The organism is Algoriphagus sp. 4150 (assembly GCF_031457395.1).
GTDB lineage: Bacteria > Bacteroidota > Bacteroidia > Cytophagales > Cyclobacteriaceae > Algoriphagus.
On sequence record NZ_JAVDWS010000014.1, the window covers coordinates 48293 to 72041 of the forward strand.

Annotated in this window: 23 protein-coding genes; 5 read left to right on the forward strand and 18 right to left on the reverse strand. The window is 41.5% G+C overall.

The window, feature by feature from the left end:
- Window positions 1-80: 80 nt before the first annotated feature.
- The 7 genes from nqrE to cmk all read right to left on the reverse strand — a co-directional run bounded on the left by nqrE (window position 81) and on the right by cmk (window position 6456).
- A complete protein-coding gene (gene nqrE / locus J2X69_RS16770; protein WP_310105800.1) occupies window positions 81-692 on the reverse strand; it encodes an NADH:ubiquinone reductase (Na(+)-transporting) subunit E in 612 nt (203 codons plus the stop codon).
- A 14-nt stretch (window positions 693-706) separates the two neighbouring features.
- Complete coding sequence (locus tag J2X69_RS16775) at window positions 707-1378, reverse strand: NADH:ubiquinone reductase (Na(+)-transporting) subunit D (protein WP_310105802.1); 672 nt, start codon at window positions 1376-1378, stop codon at window positions 707-709.
- A 30-nt stretch (window positions 1379-1408) separates the two neighbouring features.
- Window positions 1409-2176, reverse strand: coding sequence for an NADH:ubiquinone reductase (Na(+)-transporting) subunit C (nqrC, locus tag J2X69_RS16780; RefSeq protein WP_310105804.1), 768 nt, complete (start codon window positions 2174-2176; stop codon window positions 1409-1411).
- Window positions 2163-3380, reverse strand: coding sequence for an NADH:ubiquinone reductase (Na(+)-transporting) subunit B (locus tag J2X69_RS16785; protein WP_310105806.1), 1218 nt, complete (start codon window positions 3378-3380; stop codon window positions 2163-2165). The genes nqrC and J2X69_RS16785 overlap by 14 nt, the downstream gene beginning before the upstream one ends.
- 5 nt (window positions 3381-3385) lie before the next feature.
- Complete coding sequence (locus J2X69_RS16790; RefSeq protein ID WP_310105808.1) at window positions 3386-4738, reverse strand: Na(+)-translocating NADH-quinone reductase subunit A; 1353 nt, start codon at window positions 4736-4738, stop codon at window positions 3386-3388.
- Between the two features lie 133 nt (window positions 4739-4871).
- Window positions 4872-5768, reverse strand: coding sequence for a 4-hydroxy-3-methylbut-2-enyl diphosphate reductase (locus tag J2X69_RS16795; protein WP_310105811.1), 897 nt, complete (start codon window positions 5766-5768; stop codon window positions 4872-4874).
- Window positions 5752-6456, reverse strand: coding sequence for a (d)CMP kinase (gene cmk / locus J2X69_RS16800; RefSeq protein ID WP_310105815.1), 705 nt, complete (start codon window positions 6454-6456; stop codon window positions 5752-5754). The genes J2X69_RS16795 and cmk overlap by 17 nt, the downstream gene beginning before the upstream one ends.
- Before the next feature lie 129 nt (window positions 6457-6585).
- On the opposite strand from cmk, the gene ade reads away from it, so the two are divergent.
- Entirely contained in the window at window positions 6586-8235 is a 1650-nt protein-coding gene (gene ade / locus J2X69_RS16805; protein WP_310105818.1) for an adenine deaminase, read from the forward strand.
- Window positions 8236-8309: 74 nt separating this feature from the next.
- On the forward strand, window positions 8310-8603 hold the full coding sequence (locus tag J2X69_RS16810; RefSeq protein WP_310105820.1) for a hypothetical protein: 294 nt from the start codon (window positions 8310-8312) through the stop codon (window positions 8601-8603).
- 12 nt (window positions 8604-8615) lie between these two features.
- On the opposite strand, the gene J2X69_RS16815 is transcribed toward J2X69_RS16810, so the two are convergent.
- Together J2X69_RS16815 and J2X69_RS16820 are read right to left on the reverse strand one after the other, a co-directional pair.
- Window positions 8616-10196, reverse strand: a complete 1581-nt coding sequence (locus J2X69_RS16815; protein ID WP_310105823.1) for a peptide chain release factor 3 — start codon at window positions 10194-10196, stop codon at window positions 8616-8618.
- A gap of 405 nt (window positions 10197-10601) precedes the next feature.
- A complete protein-coding gene (locus J2X69_RS16820) occupies window positions 10602-11837 on the reverse strand; it encodes an ATP-binding protein (protein WP_310105826.1) in 1236 nt (411 codons plus the stop codon).
- Window positions 11838-11983: 146 nt separating this feature from the next.
- On the opposite strand from J2X69_RS16820, the gene J2X69_RS16825 reads away from it, so the two are divergent.
- Window positions 11984-12454 carry a DNA starvation/stationary phase protection protein gene (locus tag J2X69_RS16825; protein ID WP_310105831.1) on the forward strand — a complete coding sequence of 157 codons (471 nt, stop codon included), beginning with the start codon at window positions 11984-11986 and terminating at the stop codon, window positions 12452-12454.
- A gap of 125 nt (window positions 12455-12579) precedes the next feature.
- On the opposite strand, the gene J2X69_RS16830 is transcribed toward J2X69_RS16825, so the two are convergent.
- The 9 genes from J2X69_RS16830 to J2X69_RS16870 form a co-directional block, all read right to left on the reverse strand.
- Complete coding sequence (locus J2X69_RS16830; protein WP_310105834.1) at window positions 12580-13890, reverse strand: ABC transporter permease; 1311 nt, start codon at window positions 13888-13890, stop codon at window positions 12580-12582.
- Entirely contained in the window at window positions 13883-14782 is a 900-nt protein-coding gene (locus tag J2X69_RS16835; RefSeq protein ID WP_310105836.1) for an ATP-binding cassette domain-containing protein, read from the reverse strand. The genes J2X69_RS16830 and J2X69_RS16835 overlap by 8 nt, the downstream gene beginning before the upstream one ends.
- 10 nt (window positions 14783-14792) lie before the next feature.
- Window positions 14793-15680, reverse strand: coding sequence for a hypothetical protein (locus J2X69_RS16840; protein ID WP_310105840.1), 888 nt, complete (start codon window positions 15678-15680; stop codon window positions 14793-14795).
- Between the two features lie 80 nt (window positions 15681-15760).
- Window positions 15761-16870 (reverse strand): molecular chaperone DnaJ, encoded by a 1110-nt coding sequence (dnaJ, locus tag J2X69_RS16845; protein ID WP_310105842.1) that lies wholly within the window; start codon window positions 16868-16870, stop codon window positions 15761-15763.
- A gap of 4 nt (window positions 16871-16874) precedes the next feature.
- Window positions 16875-17447, reverse strand: coding sequence for a nucleotide exchange factor GrpE (locus tag J2X69_RS16850; RefSeq protein WP_310105845.1), 573 nt, complete (start codon window positions 17445-17447; stop codon window positions 16875-16877).
- A 77-nt stretch (window positions 17448-17524) separates the two neighbouring features.
- Window positions 17525-18520: a GTPase ObgE gene (gene obgE, locus J2X69_RS16855; protein WP_310105848.1), complete on the reverse strand. Its 996-nt coding sequence runs from the start codon at window positions 18518-18520 to the stop codon at window positions 17525-17527.
- Window positions 18521-18597: 77 nt separating this feature from the next.
- Window positions 18598-19170 carry an adenylate kinase gene (locus J2X69_RS16860; protein WP_310105850.1) on the reverse strand — a complete coding sequence of 191 codons (573 nt, stop codon included), beginning with the start codon at window positions 19168-19170 and terminating at the stop codon, window positions 18598-18600.
- A 15-nt stretch (window positions 19171-19185) separates the two neighbouring features.
- Window positions 19186-19716: a hypoxanthine phosphoribosyltransferase gene (hpt, locus tag J2X69_RS16865; RefSeq protein ID WP_310105853.1), complete on the reverse strand. Its 531-nt coding sequence runs from the start codon at window positions 19714-19716 to the stop codon at window positions 19186-19188.
- 9 nt (window positions 19717-19725) lie between these two features.
- Window positions 19726-20634, reverse strand: a complete 909-nt coding sequence (locus tag J2X69_RS16870) for an aminopeptidase (RefSeq protein ID WP_310105856.1) — start codon at window positions 20632-20634, stop codon at window positions 19726-19728.
- A gap of 172 nt (window positions 20635-20806) precedes the next feature.
- On the opposite strand from J2X69_RS16870, the gene J2X69_RS16875 reads away from it, so the two are divergent.
- The gene (locus J2X69_RS16875) at window positions 20807-22075 is read left to right on the forward strand and encodes an OmpA family protein (RefSeq protein WP_310105859.1); all 1269 of its coding nucleotides are present in this window, start codon (window positions 20807-20809) and stop codon (window positions 22073-22075) included.
- Between the two features lie 366 nt (window positions 22076-22441).
- Window positions 22442-23398 (forward strand): calcium/sodium antiporter, encoded by a 957-nt coding sequence (locus J2X69_RS16880; RefSeq protein WP_310105863.1) that lies wholly within the window; start codon window positions 22442-22444, stop codon window positions 23396-23398.
- Window positions 23399-23749: the final 351 nt, after the last annotated feature.

A 23749-nucleotide genomic window follows, 5' to 3' on the forward strand; every position in this document is an offset into this window, starting at 1 on the left:
CAAAAACCCATTACCGCTAAAAACAAAAGCTCTGAGATGTCATCCCAGAGCTTTTCGCTATATTCTTAAGCTTAATGTGATTATAGATCAATCCCCATAAAGGACATAAAGGCCAACCCCATTAATCCGGTCAAGAGCATAGTAATGCCCAAACCTTTCAAACCATTTGGCACATGGGAATATTTCAGTTTCTCACGGATAGCAGCAAGTGCCACAATAGCCAAAAAGAAACCTGTACCGGAGCCGAAGCCATAAACAGCAGATTCAGCAAGCGTATAATCTCTCTGTGCCATGAAAAGCGATCCACCCAGAATTGCGCAGTTCACCGCTATCAAAGGAAGAAAGATCCCCAGTGCTCCATAGAGAGCAGGGGCAAATTTCTCTACCACCATTTCCACAAGTTGCACCATGGCAGCGATAATGGCGATAAACATGATAAATCTCAAAAAGGTCAAATCAATAGTAGCAAGGCTAGCATTAACCCATGATAAACCACCTTCCTTTAGTACATATTCATTCAAAAGCCAGTTGACAGGCACCGTAACCGTCAAGACGAATATTACTGCCGCACCAAGTCCTACTGCTGTACTTACTTTTTTGGACACAGCCAAGAATGAACACATCCCTAAAAAGTAAGCAAAAACCATATTGTCGATAAAGATCGACCGAATTCCTAAATTAATTAATTCCATTTCTTCAGCTGATTTTAATGTTCAACATAGCCAGTCTTTGTACGCTGGATCCAAATAAGTAACCCAAGTACCATAAATGCTCCCACAGGGGAAACCATCAGACCATTTGTGGCCAATTTGAAGTCAGGTCCGAATAAACTTGAAATATACTCGTACACAGGAACGCCAAATACTGCTCCTGATCCCAGCAATTCTCTAAAGAAGGCTACTGTAAGTATAATCCATGAGTATCCTAAAGCTGATCCGAATCCATCAAGGATAGAATCGTAAGGTTTGTTGCCCAAGGCAAAAGCTTCAAGACGTCCCATCACAATACAGTTAGTGATAATCAAGCCAACGAATACAGAAAGCTCTTTGTACATATCATATGCAAACGCCTTCAACACTTCATTAACCAAGGTAACCAAAGTGGCGACTACAGCCAACTGCACGATGATCCGTACCCTGCTTGGGATTGTATTTCTCAGCAATGATATCAGCAAATTAGACATAACTACCACGAAAATTACTGCAATAGCCATTACCAAGGTAGGCTTCATTTGTGTAGTGACAGCTAAGGCAGAACAGATACCCAATACCTGAATGGTAATTGGATTGTCATCAATAAGAGGATCACTAACAAGTTTTTTTCTGCGTTTGGAAAGCAGCGCCTCTGCAGGCTTTTTTTCTATAGTTTCAGCACTCATATTTAAATAATTCTTGAGTTGATGTTTCGATTAAAGCACAGCTACTGCTGAAGAAGAAGATTTCTGACTCTTAATGTAAGATTCATAATAGCCCAAATAATTTCTAAGCATATTATTTACCCCTTTAGCAGTAATCGTTGCCCCAGACATGCCATCCACTTGATGAGGATTATCAGAGTAATCTTTCCCTTCACCTTTTTGCATTTCTACTGCTTTCAGTTCACCGGATTCATCATAGATAGTCTTTCCTACATACCGATCCTGTACGCCTGATTCAGTAATTCTAGCTCCCAGCCCCGGAGTTTCTCCAGCATGAGCCAAAGTGATACCGCCCACGGTATTCATGTCAGTCTCCAACGCAACATAGCCCCAGATCGCATCCCATAGACCTGCACCATATAATGGGAAAATATAGGATTGAACTTTATTCTTATCTCCTTCTTCATGATAAATAAACACAGGATAAAGTCTTTCTTCAGCCGGTTTTTTATAATTCTTTGCAATATCCACACTCTCTGCAGTGACTGTGGCTCCGTCTTTCTCAGTGATTTCCTCACCATTGACATCTACCACAATAGAAGCGATATGACTTTCATAGTACTTATTCACCTCTTCAGGCTTCATTGCATTGACTTCTTCAACAGGAATCACCGCGCCCAAAATTTGCTTTTTGGTATCCAGAGCGATGGCTTCTTTTTGCATCGGACCCAGCACTTGCGAAGTGCCCGATAGAAGTAATCCCAAAACTACCGTCAAGATGACGGAGAACGTAATAATATAAGCGTTAGACTGTTGCACGTTGTAACCTCCTTGTTTTGTTTGCCTTAACTACATAATAATCGATCAATGGAGCGAACACGTTCATAAACAACACTGCCAGCATAATCCCCTCAGGGTAAGCAGGGTTAGTCACACGAATGATCACTGTTAATATCCCGATCAAAAGACCGTAAATCCATTTCCCCGTTTCAGTTTGAGAAGCAGACACCGGATCGGTTGCCATAAAGACAATCCCAAATGCCAAGCCTCCCATTACCCAGTGATACTGAGGTGGCAGTGCCATGTATTCATTTACCGCTAAAAGGTTCATCACAAATCCCATGATATAAGCACCTGCAAATCCTGAAACGATGATTTTCCAGCTTGCTACACCGGTCGCAATAAGTATGAACGCTCCGATCAATGCCATCAAAGTGGATGTCTCTCCAATAGAACCCGGAATCCAGCCCATAAACAGATTGGCAAATTCATATAAACCTGAGCCCAATTCCACATTGTGACTTGCTAAAGCCTCTACAGCCGTTTGAGTGCCATCTACCCCCGCATTGTACACTACAGAAAGTGCCGTAGCTCCTGAGAAACCGTCAACAGGTGTTTTATCTCCTAAATATGTCCAGACCTGATCTCCTGAAATCTGAGCAGGATAAGCAAAGTACAAGAATGCTCTTGCAGTCATGGCTACGTTCAGAATATTCATCCCGGTGCCTCCAAATACTTCTTTTGCTATCACTACAGCAAACACAGTGGCCAAAGCTACTTGCCACAATGGTGTAGTAGCCGGTACCACCAATGGAATCAGCATTCCTGTCACAAGGAAACCTTCATTGATTGGGTGCTTTCGGATCACTGCAAAAACTGCTTCTACAATACCACCGGCAGCATATGCTACAATGATGATAGGTAAAACCAACTGTACTCCAAGCCAAGTTTTGTCACCGAAGTCTTCCCAAAGACCCGCTGTTCCTCCCGTGGCCAATAAATGCTGGTGCCCGGTGTTATAAATACCAAAAAGCAAACAAGGAATCATGGCGATTACCACCGTGATCATCATCCGTTTTAGATCGATAGCATCTTTTACCTGAGCTCCTTTGATACCTGTAGTATGCTTAGGGCTAAACATAAACGTCTCCCCTGCCTCAAATGCGTAATATAGACTTTCAAGCTTTCCCCCTTTTTCGAAAAGTGGCTTTTGCTTGTCCAATAAATCTCTTAGAAACTTCATATGGATTAACTGTATTGGATTAATTCAATTCCTTTTCTCACCAACTCCTGCACAGGATGTTTTGAAACATCCACAAACTCGCAAAGAGCTAAATCTTCTTCCACGATCTCATAGATCCCCAATTCTTCTATTTCGTCAAAATCCTCTGCCATGATGGCTTTCAAAAGATAAACAGGAAGAATATCCATCGGAGTTACTGATTCAAATACACCAGTCTGCACGAATGCTCTCTCTTCTCCTCGGCCGTTAGAATCCAAAACGAATTCTTTCTTTGGGGTAAGGAAGGAAAGCAATCCCAGTGCCCTGTGGTAGCTGAGTCTGGTGGTAGGCTTCGCCCATCCCATAAACTCATAATAATCTCCCTCAGGTATAACCGTGATCTGATTGTGATAATAACCCAAGTATCCTTCCAAAGCGATTTTCTCCCCTGTAAGCACATTCCCGGAAATTACCCTAACGTGGCCTGAATTAAGATTCCCCTTCACGAAAGTGGAAACACACGCTCCGCTGTAAGTTTTCACATAAGCCGCTTTTGTCAATTCGGAACCGGTCACAGCGATCACTTTGGATGTATCATAAATACCTTCCAAAATGAATTTACCGATCTGAGCTACTCCGTAAGGAGAGACTGTCCAGGCTATTTCACCTTTATTGATCGGATCAAGGTGGTGAATCTGTACACCTACGTTACCGGCAGGATGAGGTCCTGAGAATTTATTTACTTGGGCGCCTTTCAAATTAGAAAAAACTGCAGGTACGGCCTTAGAACCATCTACATTCAGGTGGACTTTGCCGCTTGTAAGTTTTGCCAAGGCTTCGATACCCGCCTGAAGATATTTCTCTTGCCCTTGTAGTGCAAAAGCAAAATCCGGAGCTAGAGGGTGCGTATCAAAAGCAGACATGAAAATACTCTTAGGAGTATCAGCAGGATTTGCAACTATACCGAAAGGTCTTTGGATGATATTGGGCCATGCACCACTAGCTGCCAATTTAGCTGCCAAAGCATCTCTATCGAGAGAAGCAATATCAACTTGACCAAACTGCTCGTGGGTGATGGTAGCATCCGCCAAAATACTGATCTCAAGCAATTTGCGACGATCACCTCTCTTCACTTCGACAATTTTGCCGGAAACAGGTGCCGCATAAATTACTTGATCCAATGCTTTGTCGATCAGGATTGGAGTACCTGCCTTTACGGTATCTCCTTCATTGACAAGAACTTTCGGACGTTGGAGCCCGATAAAGTCTGTCGGCTTAATTGCGAAGGTTTGAGCCTGGGCGAAATCAGCAAGCTCTTGCTTAGCCTTTCCCACCATATTGATGTCAAAACCTTTCTTAAGCTTCACTATTTTAGACATATCTGTTTTTGAACTATGAGCTTTTGAAAAACGCCCCAAATCTAATAAATAACCTTTTTAATTTGAGGGTATATGAACTTTAATGTTTGAACTTTCGGAAGAATGGCTTCCTGACATTTTAAATAACTCTGTTTTATACTGAAAGCACTCCTTCTTCGAGTGATTCCACATAAGATTTCACTTGCTCCATCAGCCACATTGGGGTGGAAGTAGCTCCGCAAATCCCTACTTTTTCATCTTTCTGAAACCAGTCAGACTTTATTTCACTCTCATTTTCTATAAAGTAGCTTCTTGGATTTTGCCCAAGGCAAACTTGATAAAGCGCTTTACCATTGGAGCTTTTCTTTCCTGAGACAAATAAGATCACGTCATTCTCCTGAGAAAAGCGATGCAATTGAGGTTCACGGTTAGAGACCTGACGACAAATCGAATCATTTGGGTTGAACGTCTCCCTGTTCACCTCTTGCTTGGCAGCCTGGATACGTTCTTCGATTTTCTGAGAAATTTCATAAAAGCCTTTAGTGCTTTTCGTGGTCTGACTGAAAAGCGTCACAGGTCTGGAGAAATCTATTTTATCCAAATCGGAATCCTCCATCACTACAATAGCTTTTTCAAGCGTTTGCCCGGTTAAGCCAATGACCTCTGCATGTCCTTTTTTGCCATAAATGACAATTTGCCCATCCTCACGCTCCATTTTGTCAAAAGCACTTTTCACCCGATGCTGAAGCTTCAACACTACGGGACAGGAAGCATCGATTAACTCTATATTGTTTTCAATTGCAGTTCTATACGTTTCCGGCGGTTCTCCATGGGCTCGGATCAACACTTTACAATCATGCAATTCTGACAGCTGCTCGCGATCTATGACCACCAATCCCTTTGCACTGAGACGGGAGACCTCCATATCATTGTGTACGATATCACCTAGGCAATACAGCTGATCGCTTTGCTCCATCTCATCCTCAGCCATCTTTATGGCAAATTCAACACCGAAGCAGTACCCTGAGTTTTTATCAATGGTTACCAGCATAGCTATTTTGTTTATCAATGATTTGTCTTGCCTCATGGACAATCTTCCCCACCTGCTCCGCAAAGGTACTACTACTCGTGTCTACCTCCACAGCATCAGGCATTTTCTTTAGCGGACTTTCTGATCGGGAAGAATCCACACGATCCCTTTCGGCGAGGTTGGCTTTAATATCCTCAAGATCTACCAACTCCCCCTTTTCTAAAAGTTCTGCTTGCCTTCTGACAGCTCTTGTTTCCAAATCTGCAGTCATAAACACCTTTAGATCAGCATCGGGAAAAACCACCGAACCAATATCCCGACCGTCCATGACTACTCCCTTTTTCTTCCCAAGACGTCGCTGCTGGGCTACCAGTTCCTTTCTGATAGCGGCCACCGTGGCTATTTCACTCACTTTGCTTGAAATTCGCATCGTACGGATTTCATCTTCCACATTCAATCCATTCAGATAGGTCTCTTGCTTGAGTGTATCCGAATTGAGGTGAAAAGAAATTTCAAGTGATTTCAATCCTTTTTCTACATCGTGTGGATTGGCTGGAGAAAGAAAGTGATTCAAAAAGTGTAAAGTCGCCGCCCGATACATGGCTCCGGAATCGATGTAAGTATATCCCAGATCCTTTGCAACTGCCTTAGCCGTGGAGCTCTTCCCACATCCCGAATACCCATCGATGGCGATGACGATTTTATTCATTCAAAAACCCGCTTGATTCGTTTTTTTATTACTGCGCAAATATAGTAGTTTTAATCTAAACCAGTCCCCAAACCATGGCAGTGAATCGCTTATACAGATTCTATCCAATTAATTTCCCCATACATTTTCATGCAAATCCAAGCTCAACTCGTCGATATCCCAAACCGGGAAATTTATACTGTTTCTCTTACTATTGAAGACGGTAGAATTTCCAAGCTGGAAAAAACCCTAACTGACTCCTCCTTGCCTTATTTGATGCCGGGCTTTATCGATGCTCATGTACATGTGGAATCTTCAATGTTGGTGCCTTCCGAATTTGCCCGGCTGGCAGTGGTGCATGGTACAGTAGCAACAGTATCTGATCCGCATGAAATCGCCAATGTCTGTGGGATGGAGGGAGTGGAATACATGATAGCCAACGGAAAACAGGTCCCTTTTAAATTTTATTTCGGCGCACCTTCCTGTGTACCGGCAACACCTTTCGAGACGGCAGGTGGAGAAATCAATGTAGCTGATATAGAAAACCTGATGTCACGTCCCGAAATTCATTACTTGGCAGAAATGATGAATTGGCCCGGAACGGTGAACCGGGACAAAGTGGTGATGGAGAAAATCCGAATCTCACAGAAACACGGCAAACCTATCGACGGACATGCTCCTGGGCTGAAAGGAGAACTTGCGGAGAAATATATCAGTGCCGGCCCAAGTACCGATCATGAATGCTTTACAGCAGCAGAGGCGTTAGAAAAATTAAAGCTAGGAATGAAAATCGCTATCCGTGAAGGTTCCGCAGCCAAGAACTTCGATGCTCTGATCGACCTTATCGATGATTATCCGGAGATGATCATGTTTTGCTCGGATGATAAGCATCCCGATAATCTTGCAGTTTCTCATATCAATGAACTCGCAGCTCGCGCTGTCGCTAAGGGCAAAAACATTTTCAACGTTCTCCAAGCCGCATGTATTAATCCCATCGCACACTATTCCATGAATGTGGGGCAATTAAAAGAAGGTGATCCCGCTGATTTTATTCTAGCGAAAGATTTGAAGGATTTCCAAGTCATCGGTACGTATATCAATGGGGAGAAAGTGGCTGAAAATGGCAAGACATTGATCCCTTCTATCAAAAATGAAATCATCAACAATTTCCATACTTCTCTGAAAAAGCCAGAAGACTTTCAGCTCAAAGCCAAGGGATCGAAAGTCAGAGTGATCGAAGCCTTGGACGGGCAACTGATCACTCCGGAGATCAGCGGAGAGGTTCTGATCAAAGAGGGTTTTGCCGAATCAAACCCATCCCAAGACATCCTAAAAATCATCGTGGTCAACCGCTACGAAGATGCTTCACCGGCGGTGGCCTTTATTAAAAACTTTGGATTGAAAACCGGAGCAATTGCTTCTTCAGTAGGTCACGACTCACATAATATCATAGCAGTCGGTATCGATGATAAATCCATTTGCAAAGCAGTCAATCTGATCATAGAAGCCAAAGGTGGGGTTTCTGCCGTATCAGCAACTCAGGAAGAAATCCTCCCCCTTCCTGTAGGCGGAATTATGTCCGCCTCCGATGGCTACGAAGTAGCTGCAGCATATACTAAGATCAATAAACTGGCCAAAGAAATGGGCGCCACGCTAAACTCTCCTTTTATGACGCTGAGCTTTATGGCATTGCTGGTAATTCCTGACCTAAAACTCAGTGACAAAGGTTTATTCAATGGGCAGAGATTCGAGTTTGAAAAGGTGTTTTTAAAAAACAGTCCGAAGACCGAAGACGGGTGACCGAAGTAACCTTGACCTAGAGCGAAGCTTATTCTAAGACGCTCATTTTTGTTTAAAAAGTCAGGCATTTCATTATGAAAGATACAGACATCAATATTTTATCCCATATCCAAAAAGCCCATTCCATTGGAAGCGTGGTGACTATGGTTTCATTTATCTTAAACGCATTTGCAAGTAGAATAACTGCGCTGGAATTTCTAATCGTTCCATTGATCATCATCGTTTCCCTGACGATTATCGGCTCAACTTATTTTCTTTTTCAAAGTATGAAACACAAGGAAATAATTGAGAAGCCACGTAAAAACAACGTTGCGTTCATTTTCAGGATCCTAATAAACCTAGTAATGCTGGCACTTATGCTTTTTTGAAAAACAGAAAACTCAATACTCCGAAGTAAAATGAAACTCTATCTCCGGATAGTTATCCATTACCATCTGAAGCCAGGCTTTTGACTCGGCCATAAAAACCAGCTTGCCATCCTTGTCATGGGCGATGTGACGGTTTTTGGAGCGTACAAATTCATCCAGCTGTTTTTTGTCTTTACTTGTGATCCAGCAGGCTTTGTACAGATTCATCGGGTGAAACTCCACTGTGGCGTTGTACTCGTTTTTTAATCGGAATTGGATTACTTCAAACTGGAGTTGGCCGACAGTACCCACTACTTTTCTGGAACCCATATCAAAAGTAAAAAGCTGTGCTACTCCTTCTTCCATGAGTTGTTTCAATCCTTTTTCCAGCTGCTTGGTCTTCATGGCATCCTTGTTCACCACTTCGCGGAAAATCTCAGGCGAAAAGCTCGGAATGCCTACGAACTGCATATCTTCTCCATCAGTCAGCGTATCACCGATCTTCAAATTCCCGGTATCGTACAATCCGACAATATCTCCCGGAAATGCCTCATCGATCATTTCCTTATCCTGCGCCATAAACTGGGTGACGTTCGAAAAGCGTAACGGCTTGGGGCCACGCACGTGATTATAAGGTTTATTCCGCTCAAAAGTCCCGGAGCATATTCTCAAGAAAGCAATTCTGTTTCGGTGATTTGGATCCATATTGGCGTGAATCTTAAACACAAAACCCGAGAACTTCTTTTCGTCAGGCTTCACTTCACGATCCTCCGTCCTACGACTTTTGGGTGCGGGTGCTATTTTGATAAAGGTATCCAGCATCTCATTGACCCCAAAGTTATTTACCGCTGACCCAAAGAACACCGGAGCAACTTTCCCCTCCAAATACTCTGTAGGGTCAAAATCAGGATAAACTCCCTCGATCAATTCCACATCTTCCCGAAGTTGATTGGCATAGCTCTTCCCGATTAGCTCATCCAGTTCGGGATCATTCACATCCTCAAATGATTTCCGCACATCACTTAGCTTTCGCTGAGAAGGCGTAAAAAGATTGAGTTTATGGTCAAACAAATTATAAACACCTTTAAAAGTTTTACCCATCCCTATAGGCCAGGAAAGCGGTCGACACTGAATGTTCAGCTTTTGCTCCACTTCCTCAATCAGTTCATAAGGATCTCGTCCTTCTCTATCGAGCTTATTGATAAAGCAGATCACGGGTGTATTTCTCATACGACAAACTTCCATTAGCTTCTCCGTCTGAATCTCCACCCCTTTCACGCAGTCAATCACCATGATTACAGAATCGACAGCTGTCAATGTACGGTAAGTATCCTCCGCAAAATCCTGGTGTCCCGGCGTATCAAGTAGGTTGATTTTGATGTCCTTGTATTCAAATCCCATGACAGAAGTTGCTACCGATATCCCTCTTTGCTTCTCTATCGCCATCCAGTCAGATTTTGTGGCGGTATCGATTTTATTCGATTTCACCGCGCCAGCCGTCTGTATTGCACCTCCAAAAAGCAATAGCTTCTCAGTCAACGTGGTTTTCCCTGCATCAGGGTGAGCAATAATGGCAAAGGTTCTACGCTTCTGGATTTCTTCTTTCAAACTCATGGGAGACATCAAATTAAGGGTGCAAAGGTAAGAAAAAAATGAGTGGGAAGGAGGGAATGTTAAAAGTTGGGTTTTGAATGATAATTTACGAAATACGATTTACGGGATTGCCCGTAATGGTGAGGTATTTTTACAATCCAGAACTTTCTAAAAAAATAAAACAGAAATCAATATCAACGGTTCTTAGTCTGTTAACACTTCATCATTCAGTATTCATCATTCGAAATTCATCATTAAAAAAAAGTCAATTTTGATTTACGAATTACGATTTACGAGATTCCCGATAGTACTGAGCTCACACTATGGCTCCGAGCATTTTTGAAAAAGTTAAATGGGGTTAAGATAGTAGGCAATGACTGAAGTCCTAATTGCCCTCGTAACTCGTACTTCAAACTTCATAAATCGTCAATATTCAAGAATTCCTTCCGTAATAAACTGTGAGGCTCCTTCATGACTCCCGTGAATCAAAATCCGAAAAGTAGTCCCTTTACCTACTTCAGAATTTTTGACGAAAATTCTCCCTCCATGATAGCCTTCCACGATTCTCTTAGCCAGGGTTAACCCCAACCCCCATCCTCTTTGCCTAGTCGAAAATCCGGGGTTAAAAACACGCCTGTACATCCTCTTTTCCATTCCCTTACCTGTATCGGTGATATCCACAATCACAAATTTGTCGCTGTCCTGAAGAATCTCGATATCTATTTGTCCTTTGCCACGCATGGCATCCACCGCATTTTTACAGATATTTTCTATTACCCATTCAAAAAGCGGCTTGTTCATCATGGCATCCAAATCTTTGGAATCCGCATAGATATTCAGATTCACTTTCGTAGAAATCCTAGGCCGCAAGTACGTGATTGTCTCTTCGATCACTTCATAGACATTCTCCGGCTGGATTACGGGCTTACTTCCTATGCTGCTAAACCGCTCTGTCACCATTCGCAATTTCACCACATCCTTATCCATTTCGGTGATGATCTCTTTATTCTCATCCCAAACAGGAGAATTTCTCAAGTAGTCTATCCAAGCCATGAGTGAAGCAATCGGAGTTCCCAGTTGATGGGCGGTTTCTTTGGTCAGCCCGGCCCAGACGCGGTTTTGCTCAGCGATTTTGCTTTGATTGAAAAGCGCATAAGCCAAAACCCCGAAAATCATAATAATCCCCAACTGTACATAGGGGTAGTATTTTAAATTAATCAGCAATTCGGAATTTCTATAATACACAAGGATATCAGCCTCAGGAAGTAATATAGGTTCATATTCCGCCCGCATTTCTTCTAGCTCCTTCCTCAGTATTTCCAATGAGTCTTTTGCATTTGAATTCTTCTTAAAGGGAATATTTCTGAATTCTATTGGATTTGCAGCAGCATCTACCATAATGATAGGAATAGAATAATTCTGCTGAATAATCTCCTGATTGATAAAAGTCAGATTTTCCATGGTAGTAGCTGCATATTCCAATGCACTGGAAAGCAACTCTATCTGCCGTCTTTCTCTCTCACGCAATTCCTCCACCAAGCTATTCGTATACCAAATCGAGCCAGCACCTATTATTAAAGACGCCGCAATCACCAGCCATTTGACTTGTTTTTTATTAGTATAAAAATCTAAGGAGGTAAGGTCTTGAAATCTTTTTTTCATTTATCAACTAGGGATTACTATCGTTACTAACTTCCCAATCACATAGATAGTATGACTTGGAGATAGATTTTATCAGTTGGGAAGGCATCGACCTTTGGGGTAAATTTATACTTTAATTCAAGCAGAGAAAATTAAACAACTGAAATATGAAAACGAACGACATAGGATTAGAAATCAAAGAAAGTAAGATTTTGGTAGATAAGCTTAATGGTTTACTCGCCAATTATCAGGTGTACTACCAGAATTTGAGAAATTTTCATTGGAACGTCTCCGGTCAAAATTTCTTTGAGCTTCATGCAAAATTCGAAGAACTTTACAATGCCGCTAACCTTGCTGTGGATGAAACGGCAGAAAGAATCCTGACTCTTGGAGCCAGACCGCTTTCTTCTTATCAAGAATATATTGAGACAGCCACCATAAAAGAAGCAAAAGAAATCAAAGATCCGCTAAAAATGGTGGAAACCGTGAGATCAAATATGAACACGCTTTTGCAACTGGAAAGAGAAACACTTGAAGCTGCAGGCGCATCAGGAGATGAAGGAACAGCCTCTCTTATGAGCGACTACATCACTGCTAAAGAAAAAGTAGTCTGGATGCTTTCTGCCTACCTAAAGTAAAAGAGCTCAGAAGCGCAATAAAAATCCCGATCTGAAATGGATCGGGATTTTTATTGCCAAATTATCTCCTCCGGTCCTCCTTTTTTGATTCTCACCCCTTTTTTTAGACTCTTGGTTCTTAATTCTTAATTATTCGTCTTGATCCATTTCCAAAGCGTCTTATAACTTGGCTTAGTACCATGCATCAGAATTCCAATTCTGTAGATTTTCCCTGCCACCCAGGTGGAGAACAAAAATCCTGCAATCAAAAGCCCCATAGACAGCATTAGCTCCCAGATCGGCACTCCGTAGCTTACTCTTCCCATCATCGCAATCGGCGAGGTCAGTGGAATCACTGAAAGCCAAAAAGAAGTTGTACTCGTCGGGTCATTCAGTACAAACACAAATAGCCCCATATAGGCTACAATCAATGGAATGGTAACAGGCAACATAAACTGCTGTGCGTCCGACGGTGCGTCTACTGCAGACCCTATAGCGGCAAACAAAGCTCCGTAGAGCAAATACCCTCCCAAGAAATAAAACACAAAACTCAATACTATTTGCACGTAGTTGATACCCGAGATCACCTGAAGAATATCTCCCATATCTGTGTTTTGGGACAAGCCTTGAGCCAATTCCGGATTGGCCAATTCCATAGCTTGCTGCTGAGGCATTTGCATGCCCAAAAATCCTGTCACAATCGTTGTCAGTGTTCCTATGAGTACTATCCAGATCAAAAGCTGTGTAAGCCCGACTCCTGCGATACCGATGATTTTGCCCAGCATCAGTTGAAAAGGCTTCAGGGAGGATACTAGTATCTCAACGATACGGCTTGATTTTTCCTCGATCACTCCCTGCATAATCTGATTTCCATAGATGAAAATAAACATGTAGATCAAAATGCCCGCAATAAATCCAATTGCATAATTAACAGTAGCATCGTTTACAGTTTCTATCCCTCCCTCATTCAGCTTGATAGACTTTATGGCTACTTTTGTCCGTACTTCATTGATGATTTTGGGATCAATGCCACTTTCAAAAAGCCGTTGTTCTTCTATTTTCTTCCGCAGGTTATTCTCCAAGTAGCTGATCAAGCTAATACTTGGATTTTCCTCACCGTAAAATGAAATCCCTGTAGGATCTTTTACATCAAAATTGGGAATATGCAGAAAACCGTAGCGATTACCTTCCTGCACGAGCTTTTTGGCTTCTTCTGGACTTGCTTCTGAAAATGAGAAAGCATATTGCTCTGAGCTTTCAAGGAAAAACAGTTTGTTATCATCCACTACTTCGATGATTCTTAATGCTTGATTATCCTCTTCTTGCATGGCTATCCAGACAAAAACCCCCATGATGGCCGGAAAAATCAACGGAGTCAATAAGGTGACGAGCAAAAACGATTTCTTTTTGACTCGCGACACATACTCCCGCTGGATTACTAACCAGATCTTATCCATTCTCCGTTGACTTTACCTGGTGAATAAAAATTTCTTCCATACTTGGGATCAGTTCTTGAAACCGATTCACTTGCCCATAGTGCATTAATTCATTTAACAGTTCATTAGGCTCCTTACCACTCAGCGGTAGTGTAAAACTATAGCTTCCCTCATCTTCCTTTGATATCCACTCAGTAGGTAGCTCTCTGGTAAGGTGGTCCAGCGTGATGGAATAGACTTCAGGTCTATAGATAGATTTCACCTGTTTAATCGTGCCGTCCAGAATTTTTCTTGAGCGATTGATCATAGCTACCTGATCGCAGAGTAGCTCCACAGATTCCATTCTGTGCGTACTGAGAATGACCGTGGTTCCTTTAGCTTTTAGCTCCAGTATCTCATTTTTGATAATCTCGGCATTTACAGGATCAAAACCTGAAAATGGCTCATCAAGGATCAAAAGGGGAGGATTATGAATAATGGTGGAAATAAACTGGACTTTTTGAGCCATGCCTTTGGATAGATCTTCAATTTTTTTATCCCTCCAAGTCTCCATTTCAAGCTTTTCCAACCAAAATTTGATCTTTATCTTAGCTTCATGGGGAGTAAGTCCTTTCAACCTTGCGAAATAAAGCATCTGATCCCAAACCTTCATTTTCTTATACAGTCCCCGCTCCTCGGGCAAGTAACCGATCAATCCGATATGCTTTGGAGCCAAGAGTTCTCCCGCTATATAAACCGCACCGCTATCCCCATCGATTATCTGGTTGATGATACGGATTAAAGTGGTTTTCCCTGCCCCATTGGGACCGAGAAGTCCAAAGACTACTCCTTCAGATACATTTAAATCCACATCTGTCAATGCCTTATTGGCACCGTAGGATTTATTAAGCTTTTCAATTTTCAGCATATTCAAAAAATAGGGATTATTCCACAATTAAAGACCCTACTCCGACATCAATGATCAGTTCCATCAATCTCGGATCGTTCGCATCATAGCCTTTGGTGACATAAATCCCTTTTTCTAATGTTTTTAAATATTTCGGCAAGGAAGTTTTACACATTGCCGTTGTTCTCATTTTAATTTTAATGGGAAAAGAATCCGACGGCAAATGCAAATGGAGAGACCCTGCTCCTACGGCGGCAATCACATGACTGGCATTTGGCATTCCTTCAGAAAACGACAAATCAATTTTCCCATAATTCACCTCAAAAATCATCTTTTTAGCATTTGTGAAGTTGGCCTTATCAATCTTTACTGTCCCCATATTCAAGATCACCAGCAGGGTATCCATCTGAACTTGGTTTGGAGAGTCGTTACTATAATGAATAGTCACGTCAGCACTGGCACTTTTGACTTTAAGTTGGTTGATAGTCAGGCTTGACAAGTCAAAATCAGCTTTGCCCATCCCCAAATTAAAATCAAGATGATACAGGTAATTGGTATTAAGACCCACGTCCCAACTATGGTCAAAATCATCTGAAGATCCGGAAAAAAGTTTTGAGGTGATACTTTTTCCCAAATTCTCAGACTCTACATTTTTGTGAATCAGTGAAGTCTGAAGGACACGGTTGGAAATATTTTTAGAAAAAACGGGAATAATATTCATCTTATCAAGATGACCATGAATATTGACAGGATCTGAAGATCGAGTTCTTCTCAACTGAGTTACACTTTTATAAGTAGTAAACTCAAGAGCAACCATATCAAAACCTTCTTTTTCTGCTGACCTAAATTCCTTGACTAGTTGCGCCTTACTCACAGCTACCCCTCCAATCATCATCAGAAAAAGCAGACACAATTTTCTAAGCATACGGTAAGGTTACGAGGCGGCTTTAAAAAGGTTTTTTAAAAATATAAAAAAAGCCAGAATTGCTTCCGGCTTAATTTATATTAAAAGAATTCTTTCATCTTATCGAAGAAAGATTTTTCAGTATTTCCGGGATCCGGTTTGAAATTTTCCGAATCACGAAGGCCTTCTAGAGTTTCTTTTTCCTCCCGTGATAAGTGTGTGGGTGTCCACACATTCACCATGATAAGCTGGTCTCCTTTAGAATATCCATTGATATCTTTGATCCCCTTACCTTTCAAACGCAGCATTTTGCCACTTTGAGTTCCTTGATCAATCTTGATCTTAACTTTTCCTTCAATAGTAGGCACTTCTACCGATGCTCCAAGGGCAGCATCTACAAATGAAACATACAAGTCATATATTACATTGTTTCCATCCCGTTGAAGAACCTTATCTTCGATTTCCTCTATAACAATGAGTAGATCTCCGGGAATTCCTCCCGGGATTTCGTTTCCTTTACCGGACATGCTTAACTGCATTCCTTCGGCTACTCCTCCCGGTATATTGATGGAAATAACTTCCTCTTTTACTATAAGGCCCCGTGAATCTGCATCAGCCGGCTTCTTATCAACTATCTGACCGCTCCCTCCGCAAACTCCGCATGTGCTTGCTGAAACCATTTGACCAAGCATGGTATTAACTACCTTCTTGACTTGACCAGATCCGTGGCATACAGTGCAAGATTTAAAAGTTACCCCCTCTGCAATCAAATGACGCTTCACTTTGATCTTCTTCTCCACACCATTGGCAATCTCGGCAAGAGTCAATTTCATCTTCACACGCAGATTTGTCCCTTTTTTGGTACGCCGTCCGCCGCCACCAAAGAAAGAACCAAATCCGCCGCCACCACCTCCGCCGAAAATATCGCCGAACTGGGAGAAAATATCATCCATGTTCATTCCGCCGCCGCCAAATCCTCCGGCACCGCCTACACCCTGATGACCAAATTGATCGTAACGTTGCTTTTTCTCAGGATTGCTCAGAACTTCATATGCTTCTGCCGCTTCCTTAAATTTATCTTCAGCCTCAGGATTATCAGGGTTTTTATCCGGATGATATTTAATCGCTAGTTTCCTGTACGCTTTTTTTATCTCATCAGCTGATGCTGATTTCGAAACCTCAAGTACTTCGTAATAATCTCTTTTAGCCATGATATTATGCTCCTGTCACCACTTTAGCGTAGCGTACTACTTTATCTCCCAAAATGTAACCTTTCTCAATCACGTCGACTACTCTCCCTTTAAGGTCATCACTTGGTGCCGGTATTTGTGTAATTGCCTCTTGAGTCTCTGCATCAAAAGGTTTTCCTATAAGATTATCCATTGGCTTCAGTCCCTTGGACTCAAGGATTTTGGCCAATTTTTGGAATATAAGAAGATTACCTTCCCTTACCTTAGAAGCCTCAACTTCCTTCTCGCTTGCTCTGAAAGCCCGCTCGAAATCATCAACAACCGGAATCAAATCTTTTATCACTTCCTCGGAGGCAGTCGTTATCAAGTCTAACCGCTCTTTGGCTGTTCTTTTTCTATAGTTCTCAAAATCGGAATACAGGCGAAGATACTTGTCTTTCAAATCGGCCACTTCATATTCCAATTTGTTTCCCTCCGATTCAGTTTGAGGCTCAACACTTTCAAAATCCACTTCGCCAGAAGTGTTTTCAACGGTTTCTTCATTCAAATTCTCGTCCTTAAGATTCATTTCCTGATCCACTTGTTCGTTATTATTCATAATTGAAATAGACAATAGTTGGCATAATGGCTTTATCAATATTGTTGCCATTGCACTTTCTCTGACAAACTGACACCTTACCCTTCGTGGATAGCCTGCCAGATTAAGTCTTTGAGACTGTCAAGATTGTACTGGGAGACTGAAGAAAGAAAAACATAAGGAACTCCTTGTGGCACTTCTTTCTCCATTTCTTTCATGAGTTCCTCATCCAGCATATCTGCTTTGGATATAGCCAAAAGCCTCCGTTTATCGAGAAGTTCCGGGTTATACTTTTCTAATTCACCCAATAGAATCCTGTATTGCTTTGCAATATCGGCGGCATCCGCAGGCACCATAAACAATAGTATCGAATTGCGCTCGATGTGTCTAAGGAATCTAATTCCCAAGCCTTTTCCTTCGGCGGCACCTTCGATGATTCCCGGGATATCTGCCATCACAAAGGATTGATCACCTCTATAGGCAACCACACCAAGGTTTGGAACCAAGGTAGTGAATGGATAATCTCCTATTTCCGGTCTTGCAGCCGAAATAGAAGAAAGTAACGTGGACTTACCTGCATTTGGAAAACCTACCAATCCTACATCTGCCAAAAGTTTTAATTCAAGGATAATCCATTCCTCGATCCCTTCTTCACCGGGCTGGGAGTAATGGGGAGCCTGATTCGTGGAAGTCTTGAAATGATCATTCCCCAAACCTCCTCTTCCGCCTTTTGTCAGGATTATTTCCTGCCCATCTTCAGTGATCTCGAAGCGCTTCTCTCCCGTCTCGGCATCCTTTGCGATAGTCCCCAGTGGCACTTCTAAAATAACATCTTTGCCGTCCGCTCCGGTTCTTCTCCCTCCTTCACCGCTTTTCCCAGCTTCGGCTATCACATGCTTTTTATATTTCAGATGTAGCAAAGTCCAGACCTGAGTAGTTCCTCTTATTATAATGTGTCCGCCTCTTCCTCCATCGCCACCATCAGGTCCTCCTTTTGGAACATGCTTTTCTCTTCGAAAATGTGTCGATCCAGGTCCGCCTGCACCAGATCGAGAGCAGAACTTTACGTAATCTATGAAATTTGAATCAGCCATTTTTTTTGATAAAGAAAAAAGGCTAAGCCTAAAAGCCTAGCCATCTATGAATTGCAAAATTAGGAAAATAAAGGGAATCAGTAGCTATCTATCACAGAGGAGATATCATTGAAGATCTGATCGATCTCCCCTACCCCATTGATTTCCTTAAGCTTGCCCTGAGAGGCATAGTAATCAGCCACAGGAAGGGTCTCATCCAGATACACTTTAATACGTGTATTGATTTTCTCATCATCCTGATCATCTACCCGGTTAGAGGTTTTGCCTCTCTCCTTGATTCTGGCTCTTAGCACTTCCTCCGGTACGTCAAGGGCAATCATTCCATTGATTTCAAGACTATGATGAGAAAGCATTTCATCCAGCGCTTTTGCCTGAGCAGTTGTTCGTGGAAATCCGTCAAAGATAAAACCGCCGGAATTGTCAGTTTCATTTATTTTGTCCTCGACCATCCCTATCACTACTTCATCGGGCACCAGCCGCCCCTCATTCATGTACTTCTTGGCGAGCTGCCCCAGTTCCGTCCCTTCACCAAGATGCTTTCTAAAAAGATCACCCGTGGATAAGTGTGTCAGTCCATACTTCTCAATAAGCTTTTCACTTTGAGTGCCTTTGCCTGCACCCGGAGGGCCAAATAATACTATATTATACATTCTAACGTCTATTATTTAAGGAGTACTGAGTTGATAAATATCAGGCAAATTTCTACCCAAACCATCGTAATCTAGGCCGTAACCAACCACAAATTTATTGGGAATTTCAAAACCGACATAATCCAACGTGTAATTAAACTGAAAAGCATCCGGTTTATGAAGCAATGTCACAATGGAAAGTTTAGCGGGATTTAACTCAGAAAGCGCCTTTAACAAATAATCCATGCTGATTCCGGTATCTACAATATCCTCTACGATAAGAACATTTTTTCCTTCAATTTTTTCTTCCAACCCCAAAATCGACCTGACATTTCCGGTCGATTCTGTGCCGGAGTAACTGCTGACTTTGATAAATGTGGCAGAAAGGGGTAGATTAATATAGCGACATAGATCAGCCATGAACACGAAGGAGCCATTCAAAATCCCGAGTACTACCAATTCTTTGCCCTCATAATCACGAGTGATGTCTTCCCCAAGCCGGGAATTCCGTTGATTAATTTCCTCAGCACTCAGGTAGATTTCGAATTCTTTGTCTTTAACTTTCATTCTCATTTATTAAAGTCTTTCCATTAGATATGGATAAATATTCAGCATTGCAGCCAAGTCAATTAAGGAAACTTTTTCATCGGGTGTATGGACATTTTCTTCAGCTGCACCTATAAAACACCAATCTATAGGATAAGGTGAAAATTGAACTTCTCTCCCATCGCTACCTCCGTACTCCTCTACTTCGAGTTGAAAGGGGATTCCACTCTCTTTTGCCAGATCAATGATTCTGTCGATAAACTTTTTCCTTGGAATAAACTTATCCCGGATAGATATTACCACCCCGTTGTGGAACTCTACTCCTTCCGTGATCCATGTAATATCGGCAATCAAAGCTTGCTTTATCGGAGAGGTTTCTTGTATAAATTTGATTAAAAAAGGCATACTTCCGCCACCATGCTCCTCATATGTGGTAAAAACTACCCAACCGTCAACAATAGTTTCACAAAGCTTTAATGCGGTGTATATTCCTAGTCTGTTATCCAAATAGGCTGCTTGGATGAATTCTTCATCTACTCTAATATTTTGAGCAAAGGAAAGTCGGGTCCCAGAATCAATCCCCCGGGGGAAGTCATGAGTGATCTCATTTTCATCACCATTTAATTTACAATTTATTTCACCTAAAGAGTCTCTTCCAGCTAACTTGGTTCCCTCTATAATCTCGGGGCCTCCCACGCTAATCAGCTGATTATTATACCTTGCCATGAAGCCTATCGTGTCCATATGGGCAAAAACGGCTGTTCTAGGCTCTCCAAATTTCAGTAAAATACAATCATGAAAATTTTCACCAAAATAGATTTTGGGTATAACATTCCAATAATTCTTTCGTTGGTTTATATATTGCAGCAGGAAAGTGGAGATTTCAGACTCGTCCCCCGAAACGCTATATTGTTTGAGGATTTCGAACAAAAATTTCATTTTGGCATAAATTATGTTAATATTTCATTGTTATATTTGAAAAAAGACAGGAAATAATTTTTTATCCACAATTGGGTTTTAAATTATTCATCTAGATTTGTAGTAAATTAAAAGTTTATAAATTTGTATTCACATCAATCAACACTTAAAATTTGAACAAAAATTTTTTGTTATGAAAAAACTAATACTATCATCAATTATGGCAGGCGCTCTGGTATTCGGAGCAAATGCACAAGAATTCGACAAATTCTCTTTAGAAGTTGGCGGAGGTCTCAACAAGCCGATGGCTCCAATCACTCCCGGATTCTTTTCTCCTACTTTAAACCTTGGTCACTTAGAAGTAGGTGCTAGGTACATGTTCAATGAGAAATTCGGGATAAAAGTAGATTATGGCTTTGGATCGATGAAAGAATCCGACAAGAGTGCTGGATCTTTTGACACCAAATACTACCGTTTGAACCTTCAGGGAGTTTCCAATCTCGGAAGAATCATGAATTTTGAGTCTTTTTCCAGATCATTTGGCCTTTTGGGGCACTTCGGTGCGGGTATCGGTAACGTAAGGCCTCAGGAAAATCTTTATAGTGGTGAAACTGACCAAGTTTATAATTTCATTGTGGGTATTACCCCGCAATTGAAGCTAGGTAAAAGTATTGCCTTGGTAGGCGATATTAGTACTATCATCAACGGCCGTCAATTCATTAAGTGGGATGGCAATTCTACGGTTGGTTCCGCTAATGTATACGGGGCTAATGGCAACTGGTGGACAGGATCCCTCGGACTTCAGTTTTACTTAGGTAAAAATGAAGAACATGCTGACTGGTATATCGCTGCTGACAAATACGCTACTAAAGAAGAGCTTGCTACTCAGATCAACGGCATCAAAGATATGTTGAAAGATTCTGACGGTGACGGCGTTCCTGATTACTTGGACAAAGAGCCTAACACTCCAGCTGGAGCAAGAGTTAACTCTTCAGGTATGACTTTGGATTCTGACGGTGACGGTACTCCTGATCATTTGGACAAATGTCCTTTCCTTCCTGGCCCTGCATCTACCGACGGATGTCCTGTAGAAGAAGTACAAGAGCAAGTTGATTTCTTCAAAAAAGCTATCAATGACGGTTATGTAAACGTTTATTATGCTTTCGATAGCTCTAAACCACTTGGATATTCCACCAGCGCAGCTAGCTACGTATCTAACTTCCTGAAGAAAAATCCAGGTGTAAGTGTTGAGATCAAAGGTTATGCTGATGAATTAGGTCCTGAAGATTACAACATGAAACTTTCAGAAAGACGAGCTAAGTCTGTTTATGACCTTTTAATTGCTTCTGGAGTAGATGCTTCAAGACTTTCTTACAAAGGATATGGTGAGGATACCAGCGTAGACAAATCTTCTGCTGATGCAAGACAAATGGCAAGAAGAGCTAGCTTCGAAGTGAAGTAATTAGCGCAGAAATACACATTTAAAAAGAGCTCGATTAGTAAATCGAGCTCTTTTTTTGATTTGTTTGAACTAAGAATGTAGATTTTTTTTTAAAAAGTTGCTTTCTCACTCTCAGCTTATGAGACTAGAAAACGCTTATACATAGCTCTAAAATCAAAATCCTATAGAGACAACATCTCATACTTGAAAAAAGGGAGATTCATATATAAAAATCGTCAGTGGGAAATTAGGTAAAAGAAAATGGGGAAAAACAAGATTCACTTTCGCAAAATAAATATCGATACACAACGATAATTCAAATACTTTTCAATCTACTTTTGACAGATTTTTGCGGTAACTGGCCTTAAATCAGAAATCACATTCTCTATGGTTCTTCAAAGTATCATTCTTATTGGCGGACTCCTATTATTGGTAAAAGGAGCTGATTGGCTAGTAGATGGAGCCTCTGTTTTAGCTAAAAAACACAAAGTTTCTGACCTTGCCATTGGTCTGACCATCGTGGCTTTCGGCACCTCAGCCCCTGAATTGGTAGTTAACTCGGTCGCTTCTGTAGCGGGTTATCCCGACATTGTTTTTGGCAATGTAATCGGCTCCAATAATTTCAACTTATTCATCATACTCGGTATAGCGGGGCTTATTACTCCACTTGCCGTGAAATCAAGTTCGGTTTGGAAAGAAATCCCCTTTTCACTGTTAGCTGCAGTAGTTTTACTATTTCTTGCAAACAATTATTTGAGTAAAGAAATCCCCGGACTTTCGAGGATAGATGGCTGTATTTTGATCTTGTTATTTACAGGCTTCCTATACTATGTTTTTACACAGCTCAAAGCGGATCCTAGCTTGGATGAATTGCAGATTAAAAGCTATTCTAATCCAAAAATATGGGGATTAATCCTTATTGGATTAGCAGGACTAGTGGTTGGAGGAAAAGTAGTTGTGGACATCGCTGTTTCAATGGCCCAATCACTCGGAGTAAGTGAGAAAATCATTGGTCTTACCATCGTAGCTGCAGGTACTTCTCTACCCGAACTAGCCACCTCAGTGGTAGCATCAATGAAAAGGAAGAATGATATCGCAATTGGCAACATCATCGGCTCCAACATCTTCAATATATTTTTGATTTTGGGAGTAAGCTCACTGATCAAACCTCTGAATTTCCAACCTGCCTTCAATCAGGATATCTACATTCTTATTGGAGGAACGATATTCTTATTTCTGGCCATGCTCATAGGTAAAAAGAAAACGCTCGATCGATGGGAGGCAGCACTACTTTTGATCTCCTATGTGACCTACACCGTTTTTTTAGTCACCTTAGAATTGTGATCATTCACTCCTAACATCTAATGATGCTTGGTCTCTATTTTTCCAACAATGGAAACTGATCAAAAAACACCTATGAAAAATTCCCCACAAACATCGATCTGGGCTGATTTTCGTCTCTTCCCTGCAAGGGAAAATTTGACATCCCAATAGTTGGAATAAGGTAATAGTCCTATTTTCACACCCAGCCATTCGCGTCAACCAAAAGTAGGGATAATACTTTTGAAGAATAGGACGCATCGCTCAAGGGATCAGGCAGGTAGTCCCTTCTCCGATATTTTTTCAATACGACAGGAATCCCCTTCCAAGTGTAAACTTTAATCTTTCTATCCTTCAAAATACACCTTTGATCAT